A 26,030-nucleotide genomic window follows, 5' to 3' on the forward strand; every position below is an offset into this window, starting at 1 on the left:
GTGTTTTATGCTTTCTTATCTGGTAATATAAACATCGCATCTCCGAAACTAAAAAAGCGATATTCACGTTTGATTGCTTCTTCATATGCGTTAAAAATAGCGTCTTTTCCCGCAAATGCACTGATAAGAAGCAATAAGGTTGATTTTGGAAGATGGAAATTTGTGATTAATCCATCAATTGCTGTAAACTCGTATGGTGGATAAATATAAATATCTGTCCACCCATTGCTCGCCTTAAATAGCCCATTATTTGCTTTTGCAACCGTTTCTAGAACCCTTGTCGATGTCGTACCTACTGCAATAATTCTACCATTGTTTGCTTTTACCTCATTTAATGTTTGTGCAGCTTCTTTTGATAAACTGTAATATTCAGCATGCATTTGATGTTCTTCAATATGTTCGGCCGTCACAGGTCTAAAAGTGCCTAATCCTACATGAAGAGTGATATAAACAATTTGGACTCCAAGTTGCTCCAAATGTGAAAGAAGTTCAGTAGTAAAATGAAGCCCAGCAGTTGGTGCAGCGGCTGATCCTTCTTCTTTTGCATAAACAGTTTGATATCTTTCTTGATCCGTTAACTGCTCTTTAATATATGGCGGAAGAGGCATTTCACCTAATTCTTCTAATACTTCAAGTAAAATCCCATCAAAAGATAATTGCAGTAAACGGGCACCTTCGTCTTTCTCTTCTATACAAGTAGCTACTAATTGGCCTTCTCCAAACATAATTTCAGTACCTTTTTTTACTTTTCTAGCAGGTTTAACGAGTGCTTCCCACACATTATTGTCTATTTCGTGTAATAATAACATTTCTATTTTTGCATTTGTATCCGTTTTTGACCCAAAAAGGCGCACTGGAATAACTCGGGAATTATTTAATACGATACAATCCCCTTTTTTTACATAGTTACCGATATTCGAAAATACATCATGACTTATTTTATTTGTACCTTTTTGTAAAAGGAGCAGTTTAGACGATGTACGATCTTTTAACGGAGTTTGAGCAATTAGTTCGTTAGGTAAATGATAATTATATTGTTCCATATCCATAGCTTTACTCCCTCTAATTTAACGAAACCGCGATATTAAATAAAATATCGCCGTTAAAATAATACTCACCACGATCGAAGTCATGATTGGAAAATGAAAAGAAACATTCCCTTTTTTAAAACTTATATCTCCCGGTAATTTTCCGATAAATGACCAAAGCAACCCGATAATAATGAAAATGACACCAATTAAGAGAAACATTTTACCAATCTGCATCCTCAATCACCTTTCGATTCCAAAATGAGTATATGCTTTCTCCGTAACAATCCTACCTCTTGGTGTACGTTGAATAAAACCTATTTGTAATAAATATGGCTCATACACATCTTCAATCGTTTGTGCCTCTTCACCAATGGTAGCGGCTATCGTATCTAATCCGACAGGCCCCCCATTAAAATCTTGGATAATACTTTTTAATAATTTATGGTCAATATGATCGAGCCCTGCATGGTCAACTTGTAACATTTGAAGTGCACGTCTTGTCGTTTCGAGTGTAATTTCCGATTCGCCACCTACTTGGGAAATATCGCGAATTCTTTTTAATAAACGGTTGGCGATCCTCGGGGTGCCCCGTGAGCGACTTGCAATTTCTTCCGCCGCTTCTTTTTTGATAGGCATTTGAAAAATCGATGCTGTTCGTTCAATAATATGACATAGATCTTTCGTTTCATAAAATTCTAAACGGCTCAATACACCAAAACGATCTCTAAGCGGAGCAGATAATAGTCCAGCCCTTGTTGTAGCACCTACAAGTGTAAATGGTGGTAAGTCAATTCTTACGGAACGAGCACTTGGTCCAGTACCAATGACAATATCTAAAAAATAATCCTCCATTGCAGGATATAACACTTCTTCAACAGAACGCGGTAAGCGGTGGACCTCATCAATGAACAAAACATCACCAGGTTCTAGTGATGATAAAATGGCAGCTAAATCACCTGATCGTTCAATAGCTGGACCGGAAGTAGAACGAAACTCTACCCCCATTTCATTTGCAATGATGGCAGCAAGTGTCGTCTTTCCTAGTCCAGGTGGGCCGTAAAGTAGTACATGATCTAAAGCTTCTTCACGCATTTTGGCCGCCTGGATAAATATATGTAAATTTTCTTTTACTTTATCTTGTCCAATATACTCAGCTAATATGGTCGGGCGAAGCGATAATTCTACAACCGAATCTTCCTCATTTTGTTCCCCTGTTACAATCCGCTCCTCCATTGTTTACCCCTCCCATCCTTTTAACTCATTAGTTTTTCACAAGTAATGTCAAAGCTTTTTTAATCATACGATCTGTTTCATCAATTTCTTCTTTTTGTAATGTCGGCATAATACCACTAATTTCACGATCGGAATATCCTAAAGCTTTTAACGCTTCTTTTGCTTCTGTTAATTGAATAGAGTTTTCAAGCTGCCCTTTATTTTCGAATCGATCTCCTTCAAGAGAAACAATATTGATTAGTTTTCCTTTTAAATCCAATATAATTTGCCGAGCAGTTTTCTTTCCAACACCTGGAAATTGGGTTAAATACTTTTCATCTTCCCTTTCTACCGCTGCAATGAAATCGGGAACATGAACGCTTCCTAAAATTGTTATAGCACTTTTAGGCCCAATTCCAGATACGGAGATAAGTTTGGTAAATAAATATTTCTCGTCTTCGTCTTTAAACCCATACAAACATTGGATATCTTCCCTTACATGATGATATGTATAGATAAATAGCTCTTTTTGTAAGGAAGATTGAAAGATAAACGGGTTAGGACAAATAATTTCATACCCAATACCCGCTACTTCAATAATAATCGATTCTTCTTGGATAAATGTCACTTTACCTTTTATATATGCGATCATTGTATTCCCCTTATTTCTATTTTTGGCGCTATCTTATTCGGCTATTTTTAAATTATGGTACACATCTTGCACATCTTCACTTTCTTCAAGCATATCAATTAGTTGCGTAACAGTGGCTTCTTGTTCTTTGTCTAGTTCTGTATAGTTTTGTGGAATCAAGGTTACTTCTGCTTCCTCAATGTCATATCCTAGCTCACTTAAATCATTTCTAACCTTTTCAAAATCATCAGGCATTGTATATATTTCATAGACATTGTCCACCACTTCGATATCTTCTGCTCCAGCCTCTATCGCTTCAAGAGTTAACTCGTCTTCATCCACTTTTCCTTCTTTATCCATGATAACAATATATCCTTTTCGATCAAACATAAAGGAAACACAGCCAGTTTCTCCTAAGTTTCCACCATGTTTACTAAATGCATGACGAACTTCAGCCGCTGCTCGGTTTCGGTTATCTGTTAAAACATGGACGATGACAGCAATCCCATTTGGACCGTATCCTTCATACGTAACCTCTTCATAACTTGCACCATCAAGTGTTCCTGTTGCCTTTTTTATTGCGCGTTCTATATTATCATTCGGCATATTATCAGCCTTTGCTTTTTCAATAGTCGTTCTTAGTGCGGGGTTCATATCTGGATCACCGCCACCTTGTTTTGCAGCAGTATAGATTAATTTCGCATGACGCATGAAAATTTTTCCTCTTTTCGCATCTTGCGCACCTTTACGACGTTGTATATTATGCCACTTTGAATGTCCAGCCATTTGTCGATTCCCCTTTCTTTCTTACCTCAAAATCCTTTTTAAGTATAGCAAATTTAAAAAAAATATGAAAGAAGGTCATGAAGCCAGAAACTTTTATATCACTCTATTTTAATCGTAATTGTGTAGCGATATTGCGCTTATGTTCTGTCTGCTCGTGCATTCTTTCAATGACTTTTCTATCTTTTTCCGGAATAGGTTGTCCACTAATATAAGCATCAATGTAATCATAAGTTGTACCCATCTCTTTTTCATCGGTTTGTCCTGCCCATAAATCAGCACTAGGATTTTTTTCAATGACTTCCGTAGGGACGTGTAAATATGCAGCCAATTCTCTTACTTCTTTTTTCGTTAAATCAACGATCGGCTGTAAATCAACCCCACCGTCACCATATTTCGTAAAGTACCCTGTGAACCATTCGGCAGCATTGTCAGTTCCTACGACTAAATAATTGTAATTTGTAGCGATTGTATAAAGGGTACTCATCCGAAGGCGAGCCCGTAAATTCGCATCCGCAATCCGATCTCTTTCTTCATTCCAAGCTTGTTCGGCCTTTATTTGGTTTTGAATCTCTTTATACATGATCTGATGAGTTTCTGTTAAATCGATTGTCATATGATTAATCTTACATGCTTGAACGACCTTTTCAGCGTCTTTTATATCAATTGGATTACTTTTTAAAGGCATAATGACCCCTAAAGAATCGTTCGGAAATGCACGTTTAATTAAATTTGCAACAACGGCAGAATCTAATCCGCCACTTACACCGACTATGAGCCCTTTCACACGGGCTTGTTCTACTTGTTCTCGTAACCAGCTAGTAATTATTTGAACTGTTTTTTCCATTGTTACCATCCTTTTATATATTAATCGTAAAAAGTGCAATGAGAAGACGATTGTCTTGGAATCGCCTCCTTTTATTATACACTTTTTTTCCATTATCTTGAATGGAATACTAACATTGATCACCATAATGATTCTCTGCATTCATTTGTTGCTGTGTCCTGTGATATCCGGGCATTTCGTTCATTTGTTGATTTGACATTTGAGCCATTTGATAGTTCGGCATATAGTTCATTTGATTATTAGAATAATAATTCATTCTTCGTGGCATAAAGGGACTTCCCATAAAATAAGTACCTCGATGATGCCATGGTGACGGATGATGTCTTGATACATACATGGATTGCATACATGGACAGCAACAGCAATGCATCTTTGATCTTTGATACATTGGCTTTTCCATCATATATTCCGATTGGGTGATTGGGCGAGTTGGAGGTTGTTGTTGTATCTCTTCTACCTTTCCTTTCTGCATTTCTTTTCGAACGCTTTTTTCTGGATGCTTCCTTTCCATTTCTTGCTTAGCCTCTTTTACATTTCCACTCATTTTAGTCCGGTTTGGCATTGGTGGTGCTTGAATAATTGGCTTTACAGGGTATAAAGGCTGATAATTAGTAGGAGCTTTCGGTCGAACTTGTTTCGCTTCAACATGATCATCAGCTACTATTTCACCCATTGGTCGTTCTGGCGTTCTCGCTTCTCTCTCTTCCGTAGGCTCCACTCTTGTAGCTTTCTCCATCTTTTCTACTTTTTCCGTACTTTGTCGTGGTTTAGTCTCCACACGCATTTCCATGTCAGTAGTTTTTTTCACCTGTTTTAATTCGCTCGGAATTTTTATTTTCATTCCTGGCATAATCATGTCAGGACTAGAGAGTTGTGGATTTAACTTAACAATTTCTTCAAAGTTAACACCATAGTTTTTGGCTATTTCGAATAAAGTATCACCTTTTTGTACGATGTGTATTTTCAAAATAAACAATCTCCTTTCATATTCATAAGACTAGGCTTTTATCTCATTAATAACATATGCATAGGAGTTGTCCTTGTTGAAACGAATTAAATACGTCTCTAAAAGAAACAAAAGCGCAAGCGCTCTTACAAGCAGAAAGTGACGTCCTGGGACTGCGATTACTCGTCCTACTTGAAAATATTGTACTAGCACATCCTGTGACGGAAGTTAATAGTGCAAATAAATTTTATACACGAGTATAGTCGAATATAGTTTCCTAGAAAATATGAAAAAACGCCTTCTTAAGTGAAGACGTTTTGAATTTATTTACAAGCTAATTTGTATACTGGATACGTTCCAAGTATCGTTACTTTACAACCAAGAGCTTCAAGTTCGCCTTGAACTCCAGGAAACAAAGCATCATCATACGGCTCATCTACATCAATAATAAAAAAGTAATTTCCCAAACCTGTTTTCATCGGACGTGATTCGATTTTAGAAAGGTTCATTTTCCGCCAAGCGAATGCAGATAATACTTGATGCAATACCCCCGCCCGGTCTTCTGGTAATGTGATTAGTAAGCTCGTTCTTTCTAAATCAGTTGAATGATTAATTTTCACCAACTCTTTATTTTTTGCTAAAACAATAAACCTTGTATGGTTATTTGGATAATCATGAATATTTTCTTCCATTATATTTAGATTATATTCCTCTGCGGCTAATGTGTTACCAATTGCTGCAATTGGATTCCCATTTGCACTAACCATTTCCGCGGCACTACCTGTCGAATTAGTATAATGAATCGTAGCCTGCGGTAAAAATTTATGAATATATTGCTGACATTGTGCAATTGCATGGCGATGGGAATGAACTTCTTTTATATCCAATAATTCGCCTGCAAAATCACGATGTACTAATAAGTTTTGCTGAATTGGCACAACTATTTCAGCGATGATCGGTAATCTAACCTGGTGAACAAGATAATCAATGGAAAGATGAACGGTTCCCTCTATTGCATTTTCAATCGGTACGACACCAATGTGAACTTCTTCATTATTTACCGCATCAATACATTGTGGGATCGTTTTAAAAGAAATTTTATCATCTCCGTTAAATGCTGCATCTACCGCTAATTTTGTAAACGTTCCTTTTGGTCCTAAATATCCTATCTTTACTGACAATCAACTTCCTCCTTACCCCACTTGTAACGAATGAATCAATTTGGCTCGCGTCTCGAATATACGATACACATCCAATCCGTGTGCCTTTCCTTTCGTCTATTGTGTAACTTTTCACAAACACATTCAACATGAACATATTGTTAATACTTTACCAAAATAAAGTATTTTAATCTACTGTTTTGCTTAATCAATAAATTCAAATTCAAAATCTAATAATCGTACAATATCCCCATCTTTAGCACCACGTTTTCGAAGAGCATCATCGACCCCTAAGTGTCTTAACCGACGTGCAAAGCGTTGTGTTCCTTCATCTGAAGAAAAGTCAGTCATTTTGAACATTTTTTCTATTTTTTCTCCTGAAAGTATAAAGGCACCATCATCGTCTCGTGTAATAACAAATGACTTTTCAATCGCTTTATGCTGAATAACGACTTCTGCTTCTACTGCAACTGTTTTCGGAATTTTTTCAAGTTCATCAGCAATACTGTAAAGTAAAACAGTTAATCCTTCTTTTGTTATAGAAGAAACAGGATAAATAGGTGTAGTAGCATCTTTAAGCTTCTTTGTAAATACGGCTAAATTTTCTTCGGCGTCCGGCATATCCATTTTATTCGCAACAATCATTTGTTTTTTTTCACTTAATTTTTCGTCATATGCGACCAGCTCTTCTTTTATTTTCACATAATCATCATATGGATCTCTTCCCTCTATACTTGCCATATCAATGACGTGAACGATTAAGCGTGTACGTTCCACATGGCGTAAAAACTGGTGGCCTAGCCCTACACCTTCATGTGCTCCTTCAATTAAACCAGGCAAATCTGCCATAACAAAACTACGCCCATCCTCTGTATCTACAACCCCTAAATTAGGAGACAAAGTAGTAAAATGATAGTCCGCTATTTTGGGTCTTGCGGCCGTAACGACAGATAATAAGGTAGACTTACCGACACTAGGAAAACCAACTAGTCCGACATCTGCAATTACTTTTAATTCTACACGAATATTTTTTTCCTCACCTGGCTCGCCATTTTCCGCTAAATTTGGTGCAGGGTTTCTAGAGGAAGCAAACCGAATATTCCCACGTCCGCCAATCCCACCTTGGGCGATCGTAGCCCGTTCTCCATGAGTCGTTAGATCTGCAATGAGTTCATCTGTATCTTCATCATATACAGAGGTACCTGGTGGAACTGGAACGACTAAAGGATTGGCATCTTTACCATGTTTTCCTTTGCTCATCCCATTTTCCCCGCGATCACCTTTAAAATGACGATTGTATCTAAAGTCAATCAACGTATTTAATCCTTCATCCACTTCAAAAATAACATCTCCACCATGGCCACCGTCACCACCTGCCGGTCCACCTTTTGGCACATATTTTTCACGGCGAAATGCGGCAATTCCATTTCCACCATCACCTGCTTTAACATAAATACTTACTTGGTCGATAAACATCATTTCACCTCGTCTTGCAGTTTATATGTATTTCACCCGTAACTATTCCAAGCTCAATATTAAACTGGAATGAAACGTCAGTCGATTTTAAGTAACTTCCTTGCTATGAAAAAGTGTATATTCATCTTATCATAACCTTGGACAAATTATACCAAACATGATCATGATAAAGAATGTAAACGACTTGATCATAATGGTTCTTAACAACCATAAAGAAAACCCCAATCGTGAGAGATTGGAGTTTTCTTTCATTAAGCTTCAACAGCTTCTGGATATACACTTACTTTTTTCCGACTTCTACCGTATGCTTCAAATTTAACGACACCGTCAACTTTGGCATAAAGGGTATCATCTTTTCCTCGCCCTACATTTTCACCTGGATAAATTTTCGTACCACGTTGACGATAGAGGATCGAACCCCCTGTTACAAATTGACCATCTGCACGTTTAGCACCGAGACGTTTCGCATGAGAGTCACGACCATTTCGCGTACTTCCAGCACCTTTTTTTTGCGCAAAAAACTGTAAATCTAGTTTCAACATATAAAGGCACCTCCTTACTGAATTTTAATTTGAATAAACTGTTTATATTCTCGTTCGATTGTTTGTAATGAAACGACCATCGCTTCTAATATTAGATTTGCATTCCTTGCCTGTTCTTTCGAGAGAGAGAAAGGTAATTCTACAAATAAATATCCTCCATCCGCCTGGTCAATCTTTAAGTCAATATCGCATAGTGTCGTAACAGCATTTACTGCCCCAAATGATACAGCAGAAACACCTGCACAGACCAAATCATAGCCATATGGACCACTATTTGCATGTCCACTAATTTTAAAAGCACGAATAAGATCAGCTTTTTTATAAATACAAACCTTTATCATTACAAAAAATCCTTAAAAGTTAATTTTTTCAACAATTAATTTCGTGTAAGGTTGACGATGACCTTGTTTACGCTTATAATTTTTCTTTGGCTTATATTTGAAAACAGTAATTTTTTTCTGGCGTCCCTGTTTTTCAACTTTGGCTTGTACAGTTGCACCTTCCACATATGGAGCGCCAACTTTTACATCTTCGCCACCTACGAATAAAACCTTGTCAAAAGTAACTGTTTCTTCTGGCTCTGCATTTACTTTTTCAATGTAAATTTCTTGACCTTCCGTCACTTTTACTTGTTTACCGCCTGCTTCGATAATTGCGTACATTTTTCTTTGCACCTCCCAATTGACTAAGACTCGCCATACAGGTACCCATTTTTTAGGTTTATTTAACCTGATCTGTGCGGTTGTAGCTATGGTGCTACAATTGAATAACATTGAAATGATATCATGAAATTGAAGTGATTGTCAACTTTTTTCCTAATAGATTGAATCCATTATGGATATTTCATTATCTCTGCAATTGTTTCATTATATCGCTTTTCCTTAAAATAAAAATGTAAACTCTTTTTTTCGCTTAAAGGTTCTTTTTCTTGACCATTTACGTAAATATGATGCTTTTTATTTCGCTCAAAAAAAGCAAAAATGTCTATAAGTCTTAGATCAGGCGGAACATCTAATCGTTTTACTTTATGCTCACTCTCTTCATGTAAACGATTCAGCAAAAAACGCATAAAGAGAAAATAATGATTTTTCCATTCTGTTCTATTTTCTATTAGTAAGAAAACAATAATTAATAGCGAACTTAACGTAAACGGTAAGATGAAAAGTTGGAATAAAATAAGAAAGCTACACACTAATATCGAAAATAGAATGGTAAACCGGTGCGCTTTTTTATATGGAATAAAAAATGATAACAGATAAAAAAGTAATTTTCCCCCGTCCAATGGGTAAATTGGCAGTAGATTAAATAATAAAATAACAGTATTATAATAAAATGCTGTTTCGATGATGGAGTCTGGTATCAAAGGTAGTAATGTCAAGCCACTTATACAGAAGTAAATCATGACATGTTGAAATGGCCCTGCAGCAGTAACGATCATATCCTCTTTAATTGGTCTGTTTGCGGATTCCTCTGTTTTCATCACACCACCAAAAACCCACAAAATGATCGCATTAATCCGCCAACGATACCATTTCGCAGCAAGAAAATGCCCTACTTCATGGATAAATACAATGGATAACAAAATAAATAAATGAATAAATGTTCCTGTGATGACTGAAATAACGATAAAGATGATTAATATCGGATGGATATGGATTAGTCGTATGAAATTAAGGAATGTCGTCAACTGGGATCACCTGTGATGGATCAATAAACTGATTATTTTTTTCAATCGAAAAATAAACCATTTCATTTTCTTCTGTCGGCTGAAAGGTTGCAATTGTTTGATTCGGATTCACAATTTGATACAAATGAACATCAATCGAACTTAAAAAGCCATATGTTGTTTGACTATTATCAGCATGTTGGATAATAACAGTTTTATTTGTTTCTTTATCATTTCCAGCAAAAATTACGACTCCCCTATTGATAGCTGAAACAACTGTTTTTTCATCAGGAGATATCATAATGCCAGAGCCATTTGCTGAAAATGTTTCGACAACATCGCCAATGACTGGTAAAATCATCGGATTGTCATCAGAACCTAAACTAATATTCCCTTGTGGTGTAATAGCTAGTGGAGTACCGAAAGTTGTCACATACCATTCATTTACTTTGGCAAACGGAAATTCGTTTTGTAAAGCGTTATATGCCCATTTTTGTGGCTGTTGTAATGCCGGTATATTCGATTGTAATAAAAAAGCGGAACCGACAAAAAGCACAATCGATGCTGTCACTTTTATCAGCATAGTTGATTTCTGCATTTTTCGTTCTGTTTTTTTATCATATGTAGGTTCAATATTGTATGATGGTGATTCAAAACCATGTTTCTCTTGATCATCTGCAATATAAGGTACTAATCGTTGTGCAGAAGAATCATGTCTTTCACGCATTTTCTTTCGCTGTTTAATTGATTGCCTTACTTTTCGAACCCCTCTATCCATATTGTTCAATCCTTTACTATTATCTTTGTAAATCATATGAAGGATCAGGACAAGTTATGATAACAAAGTAATTCTTTCATTTTTATTGAAAGAATTGAGTATTCATTAAGTATGATGATTTATTAGTAACTCAACTTTCGCAGAGTGAAATGGACAAAGAAGCCTTCGTAGAATAAGGTAGAATGAAGATACAGTGCTCGAGTTGACTTTGGATTACCTGTTTGCTCTAAGCAGTCTGTTTACATCTAAACTCCACCTGCTCTTTTCGTTAAGTTTGTTGCTATTATCACGCAATTGAAATAAACTGTGCAGTAACTTAATTTAATATATTATCTGCAAACCTAGTCACAGCAACGTTGATTTCCGCTACGGACAGTCGCTTTCCGCGGGCACGGCTTCAGCCTCCTCGCGGAGAAACCGCCGCTGCGGGGTCTTCAGACACGTGCTTTCCCGCAGGAGTCGACTGTCCTACGCTCCAATCAACTGTATGTAAGGTGAATGATAATTATTTTATTACACCCATAAACAAATAACAGTAATGATTGACTACACCCACCTTAGCGAAGGAAATGCACGGAGACTCCTGTGGGAGGATAGGCCTAGATAAGACCCCGCAACGAGCAAGGCGAGTGAGGAGGCTTATCAGCCGCCCACGGTAAAGGAGACACTGTGAAAACAAGCGATAGCGCAGGTTGAACAGATGTCGCTCTTATGCCCTGTGGTGAAAGCGTAGTGCATTTCCGTAGCGGTCTGACTATTGCTATCCTAAGTTATTGCGCAGTTTATTTCTTTTATGTAATAAACAACAAATGCTATTTGGTAGGAGAAGGATTAGCAATCCCGACTTTTGGAAAACGGTTTATTATACCAAGGTTGTCAAGGATATAATTAGAAGCATCCCAAGCTTAACCAAGCAACTATTCGATCTCATTTTAGTGGTGCGAAAGTTGAGTTAGTATGTTAATTTTACTAACTATTTTTTGAGTTAGTTTAGGAGGCTAGTCAATAAATCAACAAACAAAGATTGTTATTATCGCTATTTTTAAGTATGTTAAAAGATATATTTTCGAATAAATCCTTACGGGAGAGTAAAACGATGCGGTTAAAAAGATGGCAACTACTGCCTAGAAAATAAATTTGGAGCCGTTGGTACTTTTTACAAATAACGTAACGGGGAATGATTTATATCCACTTTTATTGAAAACGAAAAGGACTAACTATCGGGGAAGCAGAGAATCACAGTGGCATTTATAATGACAGGTTCTACGATTGCAGTCATCCGTTAATACTAGTATTTATCCTGCTTCAACGTCATATTATACGTGATATTACGTTAACAGGGATGAAATTAAAGCGAAAAAAGCATTGTGTTGTCCTAAAAAGGAAAAAGTAGAGCGTCAAATGTGGCATCTCTACTTTTATAGATAACTTATTAGGATAGCCCTTGCTTATCCATTAAGAACGAATGCCAAAGAAACTTTTCATTCGATGAAACATTCCTTTACTATCTTCTAAAGATTGTAAAGGGACAGTTTCTCCTAAAATTCTTCTAGCAATATTCCGATAAGCGATAGAGGCTTTATTATTAGACTTTAAAGCCACTGGCTCTCCATTATTTGATGCTTTTATTACATCATCACTATCTGAAACGATCCCTAATAGATCGATAGATAATATTTGGACAATATCATCAATATGTAACATATCGCCGTCTTTCATCATATGATTGCGAATTCTGTTTATAATTAACCGAGGTCGTTCCATGTCTTCTTGCTCAATTAATCCAATAATTCGATCCGCATCTCTTACACTAGACTTTTCTGGTGTTGTTACGACAATGGCAGCATCTGCACCAGCAATTGCGTTTTGGAAACCTTGTTCAATACCGGCTGGGCAATCAATAATAATATAATCATAATCTTGTTTGAGTTCGCTAACAATCTCTAACATGCCTTCTTTTGATACGGCAGATTTGTCACTCGTTTGCGCTGCTGGTAATAAAAATAGATCTGAAAAGCGCTTATCCTGAATTAATGCTTGTGATAATTTACATCTTCCATCAATGACATCAACAATATCATAAATGATTCTATTTTCTAACCCCATAATAACATCCAAATTACGTAAACCTATGTCTGTATCAATTAAACAAACCTTTTTATCCATTAAAGCGAGAGCTGTGCCAAGATTTGCAGTTGTAGTCGTTTTACCTACTCCACCTTTACCAGAAGTAATAACGATTGCCTCACCCATTATGAATTCTCCTCTCTAATCCACGTAATTCTTTTCGTACATATGGCAACACTTGAAGACGGTCAATAGCTATTTTATTATTTTCTTTATCTAAGTACCCACATTCCATATAAACACCTTTACTTTCATAGTCTGGTGCCCGACTAATAAATGTAGCAATTCTTAATTGACTTGGATTCATATAGGATGCCGCTATAATAGCTTCTTCATTTCCATCCTTTCCGGCATGAGCAATACCGTGTAAGTTACCCATAATAAAAATATTGCCAGTGGCTCTTACTTGTCCACCAGGATTTACATCGCCAATTAAAAGTAAATCTCCTATGACCTCAAGCACTTGACCAGAGCGAACAATCCGACAAATCGCTTTTACTTCACTTTGATCGAACCAATTCTTTGCTTGTTTTTTACTGATTACTTCCGAATCGAACCGTTCCACAATAAAACGTTTATCTTTTTCAATTAACTCTCTTATCGTCGTTTTTTGCACATCCGTCACGTAACGGTAACCAAATTTTAAAATAACCGATACGACCTTGTCTTCTGAATCCTCTTTAGAAGAGGTCGTTGATAAAACATGTTCCAATTCATCATAAGCATCTCGAAAAGAACTTGTATCATCTATATAAAAAATTAGCCCTTCTTTTGTACCTTTTATCGTAATTAACTGCTTTTCCTTTTGTTTCAATATCTCACCTCATTTAAGAGAGTTACCAACACGCTAAAAAGAATATATTTGGGATAATTAAATAGTAACACAAATAGATGATTTATGACTATTTTCCTAGTTGTTCACTACTCCATTTCATTAACTTTTTTGTTGATAGTAGATAAATTGGAATTAAAAATAAAATATTTGCTAATATTGTCGGCAAAAGACGGTGAACAAAAAAGTGCGCTTTTGAAATTTCCACTACTCCTACAATTGAAAAGATGAGTAATAATAATAATTCAGTAACAAAGATACTTACTATCGTAATGATGATCGTCATCGATAAATTCGTTTGTAATAAACGTTTTAGGATATGAACGATATATAATGTGAATGGGTACGCGAACATATAGACACCTAAAACACCTGTATAAACAACATCAATTAGTAATCCGAAAATAACTCCGTAGATGATTGCATAAAATGTCTCATTCGTATCATAAAACATTGCCATTAAAATAAGAAAAATGAGTACCCAATGTGGAATGATTAATATCTCAGATGAGGTAAGAGATGATGGTAGTAAATCAAGAGCAATTCCTTCACAAACTAGTAAGAAAAATAAAATGAATGGAAAAATTATTCGTTTCATCGCTATTCTTCCTCATCTTCTTCAATATTATCAGTAGTTTCCAATGCACGATTTACTACAATCACTTGGTTAATCTCATACATATTTGCGGCTGGTTCCACATAAGCTATTTTCGTTAACCCGTATTGGTCTGGGTTAATCTCTTTAATCGTACCAATTGGCAATCCATCTGGGAAAAGGCCACCCATATTCGATGATACGACAAGTTCATCTTCTTTTAAATCTTTATCAGATTGTTCAATAATACGAAAAATTAGTGCTTCTTTCTCCTTATCGTATCCTTCGATTAATCCAAAAATATTATCACTATCTTCGCGGGAAATCTTTGCAGAGATTCTGTTTAGTTGATCAAATCCAGTAATTAATTGTACAGTCGATGTCAAATTCGATTCAGATGTCACTTTTCCAATCATTCCATCAACGGTCATAACCGCCATGTTTTTTCTGACACCATGTTTTGTTCCCCGATTAATAGTTATTTGTTCCAGCCAACGCTCTGGCGATCTAGAAATCACATTTGCTAAAACTGGCTCAAAATCCCTAGGTGAATCAACAATATCTAATGTTTTACGTAATTCTTCATTTTCTTTCTCCATTTCTTGCACTTCATAGATTAAAGTTTTATATTCTGCTAGTTTTTCGCGGAGTATTTTATTTTCATTGTACGTATTTTTAATATCGTCAAAGCTATGAAAGGTATCAACAAAAAATGTTACCGGCTGGTGGATCAAATTTTGCATCCACCCTACTGAATCCATTAAAAATTTCTCGGGAGCTGATAATTTATCCCTACTCGTTAACGAATAACCTACGAGTACAACTAACAAAATAATGCCAATTAATAAAATAAACAAAGATTTTTTTCTAAAAAATGACATACATACACCTACTTATTCAATTGTAGTACGTGAAGCGACATTTGGATGATCACGAAAATGTTGGATATAATCTAATGATTTACCAGTTCCGATTGCTACACTTTCCAACGGGTTCTCTGTAATAAAAACTGGAATATCTGTTTCTTCACTTATCACTTTATCAATATTATTTAATAATGCGCCTCCCCCAGAAATAACAATCCCACGATTCATTACGTCTGCAGATAGTTCCGGTGGCGTTTTTTCTAGAGTAGTTTTTACAGCATGGACAATTTTATCGATACATTCCTTTAATGCTAACGTAATTTCTTTACTCGAGATACTAATTGTTTCAGGTAACCCATTTAATAAATTACGTCCACGAATTTCCATTGTATGATCTTCTTCCGGTTCCATCGCTGAACCAATTTCTATTTTGATTGCTTCCGCCGTTCTTTCACCGATCATTAAGTTATATGTTTGACGAATATATTGAGTAATTGCCTCATCCATATTATTTCCTGCAACTCGAATAGATTTACTTGTCACAATTCCACCAAGTGAAATAACAGCAACCTCTGTCGTTCCGCCCCCAATATCAACAATCATACTGCCAGTCGGTTCCCATACAGGTAGATCTGCACCGATCGCAGCAGCAAATGGTTCCGCAATTGGAAATGCTTCTTTTGCACCCGCTAGTTTGGTAGCATCTATAACAGCTCGCTCTTCCACTTTCGTAATTCCAGATGGAACACAGACCACTATATTTGGTTTTGTACCTAGATTTGATCTTTTTTGTCTTGCTTTTTGTATGTAATACTTCATCATTGTAGCAGTCGTATCATAATCAGCAATGACTCCATCTTTCATCGGGCGGACAACAGTAATATTTCCTGGTGTTCGTCCGATCATATTTCTTGCTTCACTTCCTACAGCAGTAATATTCCCTGTTTCATTATTTATTGCAACAACAGATGGCTCGCTTACAACGACCCCTTTTCCTTTTAAAAACACTAACGTATTTGCAGTCCCTAAATCTATCCCTAAATCTTGCGAAAATCGAAACATTGCCAAAAAAATCCCTCTCTCTTCCTGAATTCTAGATGTATATATCTTTACATGTTAGACATTATTTATGTGTATAATGCACGAGAATTTGTATTCTTTATTCAATTGAATAAAGCGCCAATTTCATATGATGAACAGAAAAATGGCGCTTTTCCATAATCACTACTATTTATTATACGAAAAAATGAGAGAAAATGATAGGATTTCTATCGTCGAATCGATCCTATTCAGCAAATTTAACAGGAATGCAATGTCCATGTAATTTATCTAAATTTTTTAAACAAACTCATTATAAGTGCGTGTTCAAAAAGGAGGATAAAAAGGATCGAGCAGTTCAAGGCGGCGTAGCTATATGCAACGGAGCGTATGCATTTTGATACGTGAGTAGCGGTATAGCAAGCCAACAAAGAAATGCGAAGTATCATTTTTACCGGACTTTTTGAACCACCTCTATAAGTATCCTTTTTCCTTTAAAGAGATGAATATATCATTACCAATAACTAAGTGATCTAAAAGCTCAATGCCCATCATTTTACCAGCCTCAACTAAACGTCGAGTTACATGAATATCTTCTTGGGATGGGGTTGGATCTCCAGATGGGTGATTATGTGCACAAATAATCGAGGCAGCCGAACGTTTTACAGCCTCTCGATAAATTTCTCGTGGATGGACGATCGAAGCATTTAAACTACCAATAAAAATAGTTTGACGATGAATAATTTGATTTTTCGTGTTCAAAAATAATACAACGAGGTGCTCCTGCTTCAAATTCCTCATCTCTTCCATCACATATTCGGCCCCATCTTCAGGAGAACGGATAATAAACCGTTCTTCTGGTTTATATTGTTGGATCCTTTTTCCAAGTTCAATAGCTGCCAAAAGTACCACTCCTTTTGCAGTACCTATTCCTTTAATAGCAGTTAATTCTTCAATAGTCGCCTCACTCAACAATTTTAGCCCTTCAAAATGCATGATTAGTCGATTAGATAAATCCATGACTGATTCAGTCTTCGTTCCACTACCGATAAGAATTGCTAAAATTTCTTGGTTGGATAAATGACTTTCTCCAAATGTTAATAATCTTTCTCTTGGTCTTTCTTCTTTAGGTACATCTTTCATCTTAATCGTTGTACTGCTCAACATCTTTCATCCTCCTTGATCATTTCTTCTATCATAAATCGTTCCGTGAAATGATGCGAATAGCTAAAATACTATTTTCTCTATTCTTTATGTGGATGAAAAGCTGTTTTACCTTAAAGCAAAAAGCAGTTTTACATAGTATCTATAGAAGAGTTTTACTATTTTATATCTATTTTTAAAAAGTGCTATTCATTTGTTAATTGTTCATATTCTTGCAATAGTTGTAATAAAATTTGTTGTTCTTTGTATTCATTCGTTTCATTTGCTTCTATTTTTTGAATATGGTGGGTAATCGTATCATTAAATTTTTGCAAAGGTTCTGATAATCCTTGTGCTCCTTCTGTAAAATCTATCCACTCTTCAATTACACGATCATTTCCTATTGATTGTAATGATTTTTGCCACTGGGCAAGAAAGGAGTTCAGCCAGTTAAGATCTGTTTCTGATAAGTCGTTATTTACTGCACGTACTTCCCATTCTTTCACATAGGCATCAAGTCCTTGCTCGTCCATTTCTTGCGCATATTGATTAGCTATTTCTGCTGTTTCAGCCACTCCTGTAAATAAATAAAATTCTTTATCCCGTTTCCAAGGAACTGCCGGAAAATCCAACTTTTCATATTTGCCGCCCCACTGTTTAGCATTTTCTTGCTCGCTAAAAACGCCACCTTGAACGACATATACATGAAATGATTCAATCTGTTTCACACTTTTTTCCTCTCGTTCATTTCCCGTAGACGAATTTAAAATGGTTGCATGATGTGGATCTTCTTGCTTCGACATTTGTAACGTAATAAAACCAAATATCGTTCCGATACATAAAGATGAGCAAATGGCAAAAATAAGTTGCTTCGCTTTCCTACTCATCATTGGATGGTCCCTTTTATTTTTTAGGTTCACTATATTTGATTTTTTTGGTAATAAATTACTCTTCTTCGATCGCTTAACCCACTTTTTTTGTTTATTCATAACACTCACCTTTTTATATTATTTAACCGATTTTTTGCAAGTTTATCATACATCATATAAAAAGGAAGCGTTCTTTTGTCGTAAGGTATTTTACAAAAAAGGAGACAATTTTCGTTTTTACACTAAAAATTGCCGAACCAATGTGATGAAATGTAAAGAACCAGTAATGAAATAAACGTCATTTTGGTTAGGTTTTGGATGTAGTATGTCAAGTACAGCATTTTGCCAACTCAAATTTATCTCTATCTGTTGACCAATACAATACGCTTGTAACTCTTGTATCGTGGCTGCTCTCTTATCGTCAAAAGTAGTTAGAGCAACAGATGTAAAATGACCTTTTAATTTGTCTACCATTTCGGCCAACTGTTTATCTTTAAAGCCAGCAAATAAAAGATGCTTACGTTTATTTGGATAATGTTGCTCTACTGTTTGTAAAAATGCCATAATTCCTGCAACATTATGAGCACTATCCAAAATAATTGTCGGATGCTTGTGCACGATTTCAAATCTACCAGGTAACGATGTTTCTTGAAAACTTTCAGTGACATACGACCAATCGATTGCAAAACCTACCTTATTTAAAAGCAGTAGAGCCATACTCGCAAGGGATGCATTTTCTATTTGGTGGGGGCCTTTTAATTGCAATGAGAACTTTACCGTCAATTCGTCACGATATCTCCATTTGATGATATTGTTGTCATCCACATGGTAGATAAACTCTTCCTGCAATCGATAAAGCGGAGCATTTAATGCCTTTGCTTCCTTTTGGATCACTTTTTCACTTTCTTCGTGAAGCGATCCTACAATTACTGGAGAGTGATGTTTAATAATTCCGGCTTTATGGTAAGCAATTTCTTCAATTGTTTCTCCTAGAAATTGCATATGGTCTTTTTCAACGTTCGTAATGATGGACAATACAGGATGGAAACAATTTGTCGTATCATAACGTCCTCCCATTCCAGTTTCAATTAAAGCGATGTCAACGCGATCTTTAAAATATAGAAAAGCAATGACTGTAATGATTTCAAATTCCGTCGGATGCATATTTTGATGATCAAGCATATTGATATGTGGAAGTAGCTTATTCATAAGTGAAACTAGTTCTTTTTCCTTTATTTCCTTATCGTTAATTAAAAAGTATCCTTGAATACCAGTAAAACTAGGAGAAGAAAAAAGCCCGACAACATACTGATGATGAACAAGTGCATTTTTAATCAAATGAATCGTTGAACCTTTTCCGTTCGTTCCTGCAACATGAACTGCTTGTAGATATTGTTCTGGATTACCTACCTTTTTTAATAAAAAATGGACCCGATCGAGCCCAGGTTTTATACCGAGTTCTTTTCTTTTTTGAAAAAACTGTTCTACATCTCTTAATGATTGAAACATTTTTCACACCACTTTTTCTTGTAAAATAACATGTAAGAGTTAGAATGATTATAGCAATAATAGTGAACTTCGAGCAATTTATACAGAGAGGAAAAAGAAACAATGAAGCTTTCGTGCTGGATTATTTACAATGGTTTTTTACCAGGCAATAAATTCCGGGATTATGCTGAAATGATTCAAGAAGCGGCAATTGCTCACGGTCATGAAGCAACTTTATATACAAATAGTGATATCGTTAGTTTTCTTGATCAAGAAATAAATATTATTTCTTTAAAAAACGATCTACTGCCAGATTATATTGTTTATACAGATAAAGATATTTATTTGGCGAAACAATTAGAATTACTGCATATTCCTGTTTTTAACTGTGCAAAAGCAATTGACATATCAGATGATAAAATAAAGACATATCAGATGCTTGCCGCAAAACAAATACCGATTCCACGGACGGTTTTTGCTCCAAAGACATTTGGTTTACATGTACATTTTGATGATCTATTTTTTCAATCGATTATCGAACAATTTGGCTTTCCACTTATTATGAAGGAAGCTTTTGGATCATTTGGAGAACAAGTTTATTTCGTTTCCAATGTAGTTGAATTGAAAGAGCAAGTTGAAAAAATTGCGGATCGACCATTTATGTTTCAACAATTTATTGAGACAAGTTATGGGGTTGATTTACGTCTTCAAGTCGTTGGTGATGAAGTGATTACAGCGATGAAACGGACGTCAAATACTGATTTTCGTGCGAATGTTACTTCAGGTGGAAAGATGGAAACATATATCCCTAATGATGCGGAAAAAGCACTTGCGATCCGTGCCTCCAAGGCTATTGGTGCTGATTTTGCTGGAGTGGATCTCTTATTTGGCGAAAATAATGAACGGATCGTATGTGAAGTAAATTCAAATGCACATATTCGTAATTTATATGATTGTACAGGAGTCAATGTAGCTCCCGACATCATTCAGTATATCGAAAAAAGACTAGGAGAAAGAGAACAATGAAAGGTTGGCTTATTTATGATAAAACAGCTGCAGTCGAAAATAATACGTATATCGAATGGTTTATTCATGAAGCGAAAAAACAAGCAATCGATTTACAGTTCATTTTTCGCGAAGATATATCCATCGGTATTACAGAAGGACAATATGATGTCTATTTACATGGAAAAAGAGTAACCTTACCACAATTTGCGGTAATTAGAACGATTGAACCAACCCTACAAGCGCATTTAGAATCTTGTGGCGTAATGACTTTTAATAATGCTTCTACTTCACAAGTTTGTAATCATAAAGCTTGGACACATGTAGAAATAAATAAATTATCGATTCCGATGGTCACTACGTATTTTGCGACAAAAACAGCTGTACCTAGCGATCCACCACTTCCTTATCCTATCGTTGTAAAAGAAGCAACCGGTCGAAGTGGCAAGCAAGTGCATTATATTCAAAACGAACAAGAGTGGCGCCATTGTACTCAAGCTTTGACAACGAATGAATTCATTATTCAAGCTGCAAATGTCAAGCTTGGACAGGATGTACGTGTGTTTGTGATTGGGAAAGAAATTATTGGTGCAGTGTTAAGAAAAAATGATCATGATTTTCGGGCAAATTTCAAACTTGGTGGTCAAGCTTTTCTGTATGAATTATCGTTAAAGGAGAAGATGATAATACAAAAAATAGTGAACCATTTTGATTTTGGCCTCGTTGGAATTGATTTTTTAATTAATGAACAAGATGAGCTTGTATTTAACGAAATTGAAGATGTGGTTGGTTCTCGAATTTTGAGTGAAGTAAGTAACATTAATTTACTTGAAAAATATGTGACGTATATTAAACAGCAACTTCTTCATTCAGCATTTTCTTAGAAGCTGGAGTTATTTAACAAGTTAAGAAATCTTAATTCCACAGTTTTGAATTGCTTCCTGATAAATAGATTTTTGTTGTATATATCAAGGTTGGGACAAAAGCGTTTTGACTAAAGAACAATCTGAACAACGGTAGCTACATATTTCACCGCACCGGAAATATACTTTACTCAATAGGAATGCATTGTTCTATATTAGATTTGATTTTAATGATGTCCTAGCCTTATATTTCCATCCCGTAACATCAATTATAAAAGACAAATATTATCGATTCGCTTATTTCTTCTTTTCGGTTCTAAAATGACATTACTATGCTTTATTGTTGTATTTTGGATTATAATATAATAATTAACGTATATGTTACAAAATAGCGATGAATTGTATCATTACTAATTCGCTCTGATAAAGGGGGGGGATTTTTTTGTCTACTTTATTAACAGCAAAAAATATTAGCAAGACGTTTGCTAACTTACATACGGTAGTAAAACAAACGAACATTTCCATTGAAAAAGGGAAAATTTACGTCATCGAAGGGAAAAGTGGTTCCGGCAAGTCAACCTTGCTCAGTATATTAGGAGGAATGGAAAGTCCAACTAGTGGAAAAGTCATGTTTAAAGGGAGATCCTTGTATGATTCAGAGGAAGACAATCAAGCAAAAATTCGTGGGAATTCATTTGGTTTTGTATTTCAATCCTTTCATTTAATCCCTGAGCTAACGGTAAAAGAAAATATTGAATTACCATTACAGTTTATAACGGATAAAAGTCGTGTATGGGATGTAAACGATTTAACGAAAAAACTTGAAATTAAAAAACTATTACATCAAAAGCCTGCCTATCTATCAGGAGGAGAGCAACAGAGAGTTGCCATTGCACGAGCCTTAATAACAAATCCTGAAATTATTTTTGCTGATGAACCAACTGGGAACTTAGACCATAAAACAACTAGTATCATTGTCGACTTGCTGTCAGATTTAAGTAAAGAACGTCAAAACGCTTTAGTAATTGTGACACATGAGAGAAACTTAATAAATGTTCCTCATACTAAATACAAGATGGTGGATGGACAACTAAAGGTGGTACCTTCACATGTTTAAATTAGGAATACGTCTGTTACTTTCTCGAAAAAAATGGTTTGTTTTACTATGTATTTCACTTTCACTTATACTCACATCTATTACATCCATCTCTACCGCATCAAAATCGATTAAACTGGGCTTAAAAGAACAAGGCTATCAAGATTATGGTGAACAAACTCTTGTGTTATTAGACAGTAATGAATCTTCCCAATCGTTAGCAAACAATAAAGATGTTGAAAAGATTGGTCAGTTCCAATTGTTGGGAACAGTAGACTTGCATGATGGACATTTAGCAACTGTTGGAACGATGGATCATAGTGCTCAGGAGCTTGGTAAGCTAGAAGTAATCGAGGGGAACTTTCCAATCATTGAGAACGGAATCGCGATAGAGGCTACTTATTTATCTCTAATAGATGCCAACTGGAAAGTAGGGGAAAAGAGAAAGATTACTATTAGTGGAGAAAGTGTATCCGTGACGTTAACTGGTATTATAAAAGATTATTCTGCTAAATGGACTGTGCCGGTAGATTTTGAAAAGGGAATCAATGACTATCCTAACATTATCCTATCGGAACAAAATAGTCTAACGGAGAATAGTAATAATAGATTCTTAATTAAATTAAAAGGAAGTATAAAAGAACAAAGAGAAAAAGCATATACTTTTTTGGGTGAAAATGATCACAATGGATTTTATAATGGTAGGTTATATAACGTAGCTTTAGAACATCATGAACATATATCAGTAATTTCCTTCATTTTTCAGATTGCTATCTTAATCACTTCCTTTTTATGTATTTATAGTATATTTTACTTCTTTCATTTTGGTCAGCAGAAAAAATTATCATTACTGAAAGCAGTCGGAGCTAATGATAGAAGTTTGTTTATCATATATTTCTCACAAAATGTACTCATATTTTTATGTAGTTTCATTATAGCGATTCCATTCATCATATTTTTTCACTACATGATTATTCATCACACCTTTCATCTTAGTCATTATTCTTTATCTTACTTCATTCCGACCTTTGCAATAGTAATGATTTGGATGTTGATCGTATTTTTAATAACTATTTGGAATGCTGTCCAAGCAATAAAACGACTAAAAAAACATTCAATAAATGAATCCTTAAAAGATGTTCGAATCAGTCCGTATAAAGAAGGAACATTCGTTGATCGAATCAATAACTTTTCCATTAAACAAATTGTTATACAAGCATTCACTTATCCAAAACAATCTTTACTAATGATCGTAACGATCAGTTTTTCACTGTTAATCATTATTTTTTCTATCTATGTCGAAAAGGAAACAATTGGCTTATGGGATGATAATCGAAACCAATATTATTTAAATTCGCAAGAAATATATTCATCGAATACAGTTGATAATTTAACCGTTTTAACGAAGCCAGGATTAACCTTCTCACTTAAAGATATAGAAGAACTTGAGAGTAGATCAGGGATTAGTTATATTCAAAAAATTCCATTTTTAGTAGATTTACATCCGGTGATAAATGAAAAGTTTATATCTTTTTCTTTGGAAAATTGGATTACTCAAAACGAAGAAATAGAAGTTGCATTTGATGATACATATAATGGTATATATGATGGGAAACAAATCATTCCAAATGTGAAGTATAGGCTGTTGAGTGAGAAAGAATTTTTAATGCTTTACCCGGAAAAAGACTATCAAGAATTTAAAGGGAAAGCGATTTTGTATATTCCTAATACGATAGATGATTCTAATGAAATATTACTCGATCAACCAATTACCTTTGTTAGAAATACGCTTGATGAAGATGGTCGTTATGAAATAAGCGAGTGGGAGTATGATATTTTAAATGTATATAATGGACCATTTTCGATTGATTTGGATCATGATTATCAAATAGAAGAGGATGGCTTAATTGTTGTCCTTGATCAAGAGACTGCAATGGAAAACGGAATCTTTCAAGGATATAATGAACTTGATATCTATGTAGATGATAATGTTAGCACTTCCCAGGTAGGAGAAATAGAATCAAGCATCAATAAACTTATCGCTTTAACACCCGGAAGCCTTTATCAAAATATACCATTAGATTTCTCTAATGATGCAAGAATTTCAATTTTTGTCGGTTTATTAGGGAAGTTAGCATTTATTACATCTGTGATTTTATCGATCGTAAGTATTACCGTGATCGTCTTTAGTAAATATAAACTCAAAAAGAAAGAATGGGGTATTTATCTTTCCATGGGAATGAAGAAAAAAGATATCTATTACTTACTTTATTATGAAATGATCCTTTATTTTATCCTTGCAACCATTTTAGCAGTTGCCATATTTTCCTATACGGTTTTGATCAATCACACAGAGAACTCACTAATGTATTATTTACAATACTTTTCTTTGTCTGCCATACTAGTCTTTATTTTCATTTCTTTAGGAATGGTCGCTTTAGCCTCAGCAATTAAAAAACAGTCCATCTACTCGTTGTTACGGGAGAATGAGTAATAATATAGAGGTATTAAAGAAATAGTCTACATGTAGAATGAATTTCACAATTCATTTAGTAGAGCGCAAATCCGAACAATCTTTAGGTTGTAGGAAAATTCGCTTTCCACTACAGGTGGTCGCCTTCCGCGGGCGGCTGCTGAGCCTTGCCCCGGCAAGGGGTATGTCGACGTTGCCCGCAAAGGGCGGTTTTGGTCGGTCTTCCTTTAATAGCTCGTTACAGAGTCTCAACTAGGCCTTTTATAAGGGCACTGAAAAACACCCTTATTTAAAAATCCAATATATGGAGAGATAAAGAAAAAGTCAGTATTTCCCCTTTTGTGTGGAAACCGAATCCACGAAGACTCCTACGGGAAAAGCAACAGCCGAAAATCCACTTCATACGTTTTGGAAAAACGTATGAAGTTAGTTGAGGCGTTGCCCGTGGAAAGCGTAGTGGATTCGGATGGAACACAAGCGCGCTAACCGTGGGAGACTTTTTCAGTGCCCTCTCTTTTATCCCACAGGAGTCGCCACCTTTCGTTTCAATCTTAGTAGTAAGC

Annotated in this window: 26 protein-coding genes and 1 other annotated feature; of the genes, 4 read left to right on the forward strand and 22 right to left on the reverse strand. The window is 35.4% G+C overall.

Annotated features, from left to right (window positions below; genetic code table 11):
* Nucleotides 1–5: 5 nt before the first annotated feature.
* From queA to DFR56_RS11185, 22 genes are all read right to left on the reverse strand, one after another.
* On the reverse strand, nt 6–1,049 hold the full coding sequence (queA, locus tag DFR56_RS11080) for a tRNA preQ1(34) S-adenosylmethionine ribosyltransferase-isomerase QueA (protein WP_110395504.1): 1,044 nt from the start codon (nt 1,047–1,049) through the stop codon (nt 6–8).
* Nucleotides 1,050–1,067: 18 nt separating this feature from the next.
* The gene (locus tag DFR56_RS11085) at nt 1,068–1,265 is read right to left on the reverse strand and encodes a DUF2905 domain-containing protein (protein ID WP_110395505.1); all 198 of its coding nucleotides are present in this window, start codon (nt 1,263–1,265) and stop codon (nt 1,068–1,070) included.
* 6 nt (nt 1,266–1,271) lie between these two features.
* On the reverse strand, nt 1,272–2,264 hold the full coding sequence (gene ruvB, locus DFR56_RS11090) for a Holliday junction branch migration DNA helicase RuvB (protein WP_110395506.1): 993 nt from the start codon (nt 2,262–2,264) through the stop codon (nt 1,272–1,274).
* A 28-nt stretch (nt 2,265–2,292) separates the two neighbouring features.
* Entirely contained in the window at nt 2,293–2,895 is a 603-nt protein-coding gene (ruvA, locus tag DFR56_RS11095) for a Holliday junction branch migration protein RuvA (protein ID WP_110395507.1), read from the reverse strand.
* Between the two features lie 33 nt (nt 2,896–2,928).
* Nucleotides 2,929–3,660 (reverse strand): YebC/PmpR family DNA-binding transcriptional regulator, encoded by a 732-nt coding sequence (locus tag DFR56_RS11100; protein ID WP_110395508.1) that lies wholly within the window; start codon nt 3,658–3,660, stop codon nt 2,929–2,931.
* A 103-nt stretch (nt 3,661–3,763) separates the two neighbouring features.
* Nucleotides 3,764–4,504: an NAD(+) synthase gene (gene nadE, locus DFR56_RS11105; protein ID WP_110395509.1), complete on the reverse strand. Its 741-nt coding sequence runs from the start codon at nt 4,502–4,504 to the stop codon at nt 3,764–3,766.
* Between the two features lie 109 nt (nt 4,505–4,613).
* The gene (gene safA / locus DFR56_RS11110; RefSeq protein ID WP_110395510.1) at nt 4,614–5,471 is read right to left on the reverse strand and encodes a SafA/ExsA family spore coat assembly protein; all 858 of its coding nucleotides are present in this window, start codon (nt 5,469–5,471) and stop codon (nt 4,614–4,616) included.
* A 302-nt stretch (nt 5,472–5,773) separates the two neighbouring features.
* A complete protein-coding gene (pheA, locus tag DFR56_RS11115; RefSeq protein WP_110395511.1) occupies nt 5,774–6,631 on the reverse strand; it encodes a prephenate dehydratase in 858 nt (285 codons plus the stop codon).
* Between the two features lie 183 nt (nt 6,632–6,814).
* Nucleotides 6,815–8,086, reverse strand: coding sequence for a GTPase ObgE (obgE, locus tag DFR56_RS11120; protein WP_110395512.1), 1,272 nt, complete (start codon nt 8,084–8,086; stop codon nt 6,815–6,817).
* Between the two features lie 251 nt (nt 8,087–8,337).
* Nucleotides 8,338–8,628 (reverse strand): 50S ribosomal protein L27, encoded by a 291-nt coding sequence (gene rpmA, locus DFR56_RS11125; RefSeq protein WP_110395513.1) that lies wholly within the window; start codon nt 8,626–8,628, stop codon nt 8,338–8,340.
* 14 nt (nt 8,629–8,642) lie between these two features.
* Entirely contained in the window at nt 8,643–8,969 is a 327-nt protein-coding gene (locus DFR56_RS11130; RefSeq protein WP_110395514.1) for a ribosomal-processing cysteine protease Prp, read from the reverse strand.
* A 12-nt stretch (nt 8,970–8,981) separates the two neighbouring features.
* Nucleotides 8,982–9,290 (reverse strand): 50S ribosomal protein L21, encoded by a 309-nt coding sequence (rplU, locus tag DFR56_RS11135; protein ID WP_110395515.1) that lies wholly within the window; start codon nt 9,288–9,290, stop codon nt 8,982–8,984.
* A gap of 16 nt (nt 9,291–9,306) precedes the next feature.
* Nucleotides 9,307–9,382: a sequence feature (ribosomal protein L21 leader region), on the reverse strand.
* Between the two features lie 78 nt (nt 9,383–9,460).
* A complete protein-coding gene (locus DFR56_RS11140) occupies nt 9,461–10,315 on the reverse strand; it encodes a site-2 protease family protein (protein ID WP_242694695.1) in 855 nt (284 codons plus the stop codon).
* Nucleotides 10,299–11,072, reverse strand: coding sequence for a M23 family metallopeptidase (locus DFR56_RS11145; protein WP_110395516.1), 774 nt, complete (start codon nt 11,070–11,072; stop codon nt 10,299–10,301). The genes DFR56_RS11140 and DFR56_RS11145 overlap by 17 nt, the downstream gene beginning before the upstream one ends.
* Before the next feature lie 1,455 nt (nt 11,073–12,527).
* Nucleotides 12,528–13,325, reverse strand: a complete 798-nt coding sequence (minD, locus tag DFR56_RS11150) for a septum site-determining protein MinD (protein WP_110395517.1) — start codon at nt 13,323–13,325, stop codon at nt 12,528–12,530.
* On the reverse strand, nt 13,318–14,013 hold the full coding sequence (gene minC / locus DFR56_RS11155; RefSeq protein WP_110395518.1) for a septum site-determining protein MinC: 696 nt from the start codon (nt 14,011–14,013) through the stop codon (nt 13,318–13,320). The genes minD and minC overlap by 8 nt, the downstream gene beginning before the upstream one ends.
* 88 nt (nt 14,014–14,101) lie before the next feature.
* A complete protein-coding gene (gene mreD / locus DFR56_RS11160; RefSeq protein ID WP_110395519.1) occupies nt 14,102–14,629 on the reverse strand; it encodes a rod shape-determining protein MreD in 528 nt (175 codons plus the stop codon).
* Nucleotides 14,630–14,631: 2 nt separating this feature from the next.
* The gene (gene mreC / locus DFR56_RS11165; protein ID WP_110395520.1) at nt 14,632–15,507 is read right to left on the reverse strand and encodes a rod shape-determining protein MreC; all 876 of its coding nucleotides are present in this window, start codon (nt 15,505–15,507) and stop codon (nt 14,632–14,634) included.
* 12 nt (nt 15,508–15,519) lie between these two features.
* Nucleotides 15,520–16,560, reverse strand: coding sequence for a rod shape-determining protein (locus DFR56_RS11170; RefSeq protein ID WP_278250622.1), 1,041 nt, complete (start codon nt 16,558–16,560; stop codon nt 15,520–15,522).
* A 444-nt stretch (nt 16,561–17,004) separates the two neighbouring features.
* Entirely contained in the window at nt 17,005–17,697 is a 693-nt protein-coding gene (radC, locus tag DFR56_RS11175; RefSeq protein WP_110395521.1) for a RadC family protein, read from the reverse strand.
* Between the two features lie 182 nt (nt 17,698–17,879).
* On the reverse strand, nt 17,880–18,662 hold the full coding sequence (locus tag DFR56_RS11180) for an SPOR domain-containing protein (protein ID WP_110395522.1): 783 nt from the start codon (nt 18,660–18,662) through the stop codon (nt 17,880–17,882).
* Between the two features lie 117 nt (nt 18,663–18,779).
* Nucleotides 18,780–20,051 carry a bifunctional folylpolyglutamate synthase/dihydrofolate synthase gene (locus tag DFR56_RS11185; protein ID WP_110395523.1) on the reverse strand — a complete coding sequence of 424 codons (1,272 nt, stop codon included), beginning with the start codon at nt 20,049–20,051 and terminating at the stop codon, nt 18,780–18,782.
* Between the two features lie 102 nt (nt 20,052–20,153).
* Here DFR56_RS11185 and DFR56_RS11190 point away from each other — a divergent pair, with 102 nt between their 5' ends.
* From DFR56_RS11190 to DFR56_RS11205, 4 genes are all read left to right on the forward strand, one after another.
* Nucleotides 20,154–21,056 carry an ATP-grasp domain-containing protein gene (locus DFR56_RS11190; protein ID WP_110395524.1) on the forward strand — a complete coding sequence of 301 codons (903 nt, stop codon included), beginning with the start codon at nt 20,154–20,156 and terminating at the stop codon, nt 21,054–21,056.
* Entirely contained in the window at nt 21,053–21,919 is an 867-nt protein-coding gene (locus DFR56_RS11195; protein WP_110395525.1) for an ATP-grasp domain-containing protein, read from the forward strand. The genes DFR56_RS11190 and DFR56_RS11195 overlap by 4 nt, the downstream gene beginning before the upstream one ends.
* 421 nt (nt 21,920–22,340) lie before the next feature.
* Nucleotides 22,341–23,015, forward strand: a complete 675-nt coding sequence (locus DFR56_RS11200; protein WP_244916489.1) for an ABC transporter ATP-binding protein — start codon at nt 22,341–22,343, stop codon at nt 23,013–23,015.
* Nucleotides 23,008–25,488, forward strand: a complete 2,481-nt coding sequence (locus DFR56_RS11205) for an ABC transporter permease (RefSeq protein ID WP_110395527.1) — start codon at nt 23,008–23,010, stop codon at nt 25,486–25,488. Before DFR56_RS11200 ends, DFR56_RS11205 begins: the two co-directional genes overlap by 8 nt.
* Nucleotides 25,489–26,030 lie beyond the last annotated feature (542 nt).

Origin of the sequence: Pseudogracilibacillus auburnensis, from assembly GCF_003201975.1 — a bacterium.
Lineage (GTDB): Bacteria > Bacillota > Bacilli > Bacillales > Amphibacillaceae > Pseudogracilibacillus > Pseudogracilibacillus auburnensis.

Excerpts from the sequence above, each read along its gene's own strand:
- queA (WP_110395504.1), bottom strand. The coding sequence starts at position 1,049 with ATGGATATGGAACAATATAATTATCATTTACCTAACGAACTAATTGCT.
- DFR56_RS11205 (WP_110395527.1), top strand. The coding sequence starts at position 23,008 with ATGTTTAAATTAGGAATACGTCTGTTACTTTCTCGAAAAAAATGGTTT.
- DFR56_RS11130 (WP_110395514.1), bottom strand. The coding sequence starts at position 8,969 with ATGATAAAGGTTTGTATTTATAAAAAAGCTGATCTTATTCGTGCTTTT.
- obgE (WP_110395512.1), bottom strand. The coding sequence starts at position 8,086 with ATGTTTATCGACCAAGTAAGTATTTATGTTAAAGCAGGTGATGGTGGA.
- ruvB (WP_110395506.1), bottom strand. The coding sequence starts at position 2,264 with ATGGAGGAGCGGATTGTAACAGGGGAACAAAATGAGGAAGATTCGGTT.
- rpmA (WP_110395513.1), bottom strand. The coding sequence starts at position 8,628 with ATGTTGAAACTAGATTTACAGTTTTTTGCGCAAAAAAAAGGTGCTGGA.
- radC (WP_110395521.1), bottom strand. The coding sequence starts at position 17,697 with ATGTTGAGCAGTACAACGATTAAGATGAAAGATGTACCTAAAGAAGAA.
- mreC (WP_110395520.1), bottom strand. The coding sequence starts at position 15,507 with ATGTCATTTTTTAGAAAAAAATCTTTGTTTATTTTATTAATTGGCATT.
- DFR56_RS11100 (WP_110395508.1), bottom strand. The coding sequence starts at position 3,660 with ATGGCTGGACATTCAAAGTGGCATAATATACAACGTCGTAAAGGTGCG.
- rplU (WP_110395515.1), bottom strand. The coding sequence starts at position 9,290 with ATGTACGCAATTATCGAAGCAGGCGGTAAACAAGTAAAAGTGACGGAA.
- DFR56_RS11185 (WP_110395523.1), bottom strand. The coding sequence starts at position 20,051 with ATGTTTCAATCATTAAGAGATGTAGAACAGTTTTTTCAAAAAAGAAAA.
- nadE (WP_110395509.1), bottom strand. The coding sequence starts at position 4,504 with ATGGAAAAAACAGTTCAAATAATTACTAGCTGGTTACGAGAACAAGTA.
- minD (WP_110395517.1), bottom strand. The coding sequence starts at position 13,325 with ATGGGTGAGGCAATCGTTATTACTTCTGGTAAAGGTGGAGTAGGTAAA.
- DFR56_RS11145 (WP_110395516.1), bottom strand. The coding sequence starts at position 11,072 with ATGGATAGAGGGGTTCGAAAAGTAAGGCAATCAATTAAACAGCGAAAG.
- DFR56_RS11180 (WP_110395522.1), bottom strand. The coding sequence starts at position 18,662 with ATGAATAAACAAAAAAAGTGGGTTAAGCGATCGAAGAAGAGTAATTTA.
- mreD (WP_110395519.1), bottom strand. The coding sequence starts at position 14,629 with ATGAAACGAATAATTTTTCCATTCATTTTATTTTTCTTACTAGTTTGT.
- DFR56_RS11195 (WP_110395525.1), top strand. The coding sequence starts at position 21,053 with ATGAAAGGTTGGCTTATTTATGATAAAACAGCTGCAGTCGAAAATAAT.
- ruvA (WP_110395507.1), bottom strand. The coding sequence starts at position 2,895 with ATGATCGCATATATAAAAGGTAAAGTGACATTTATCCAAGAAGAATCG.
- DFR56_RS11085 (WP_110395505.1), bottom strand. The coding sequence starts at position 1,265 with ATGCAGATTGGTAAAATGTTTCTCTTAATTGGTGTCATTTTCATTATT.
- DFR56_RS11190 (WP_110395524.1), top strand. The coding sequence starts at position 20,154 with ATGAAGCTTTCGTGCTGGATTATTTACAATGGTTTTTTACCAGGCAAT.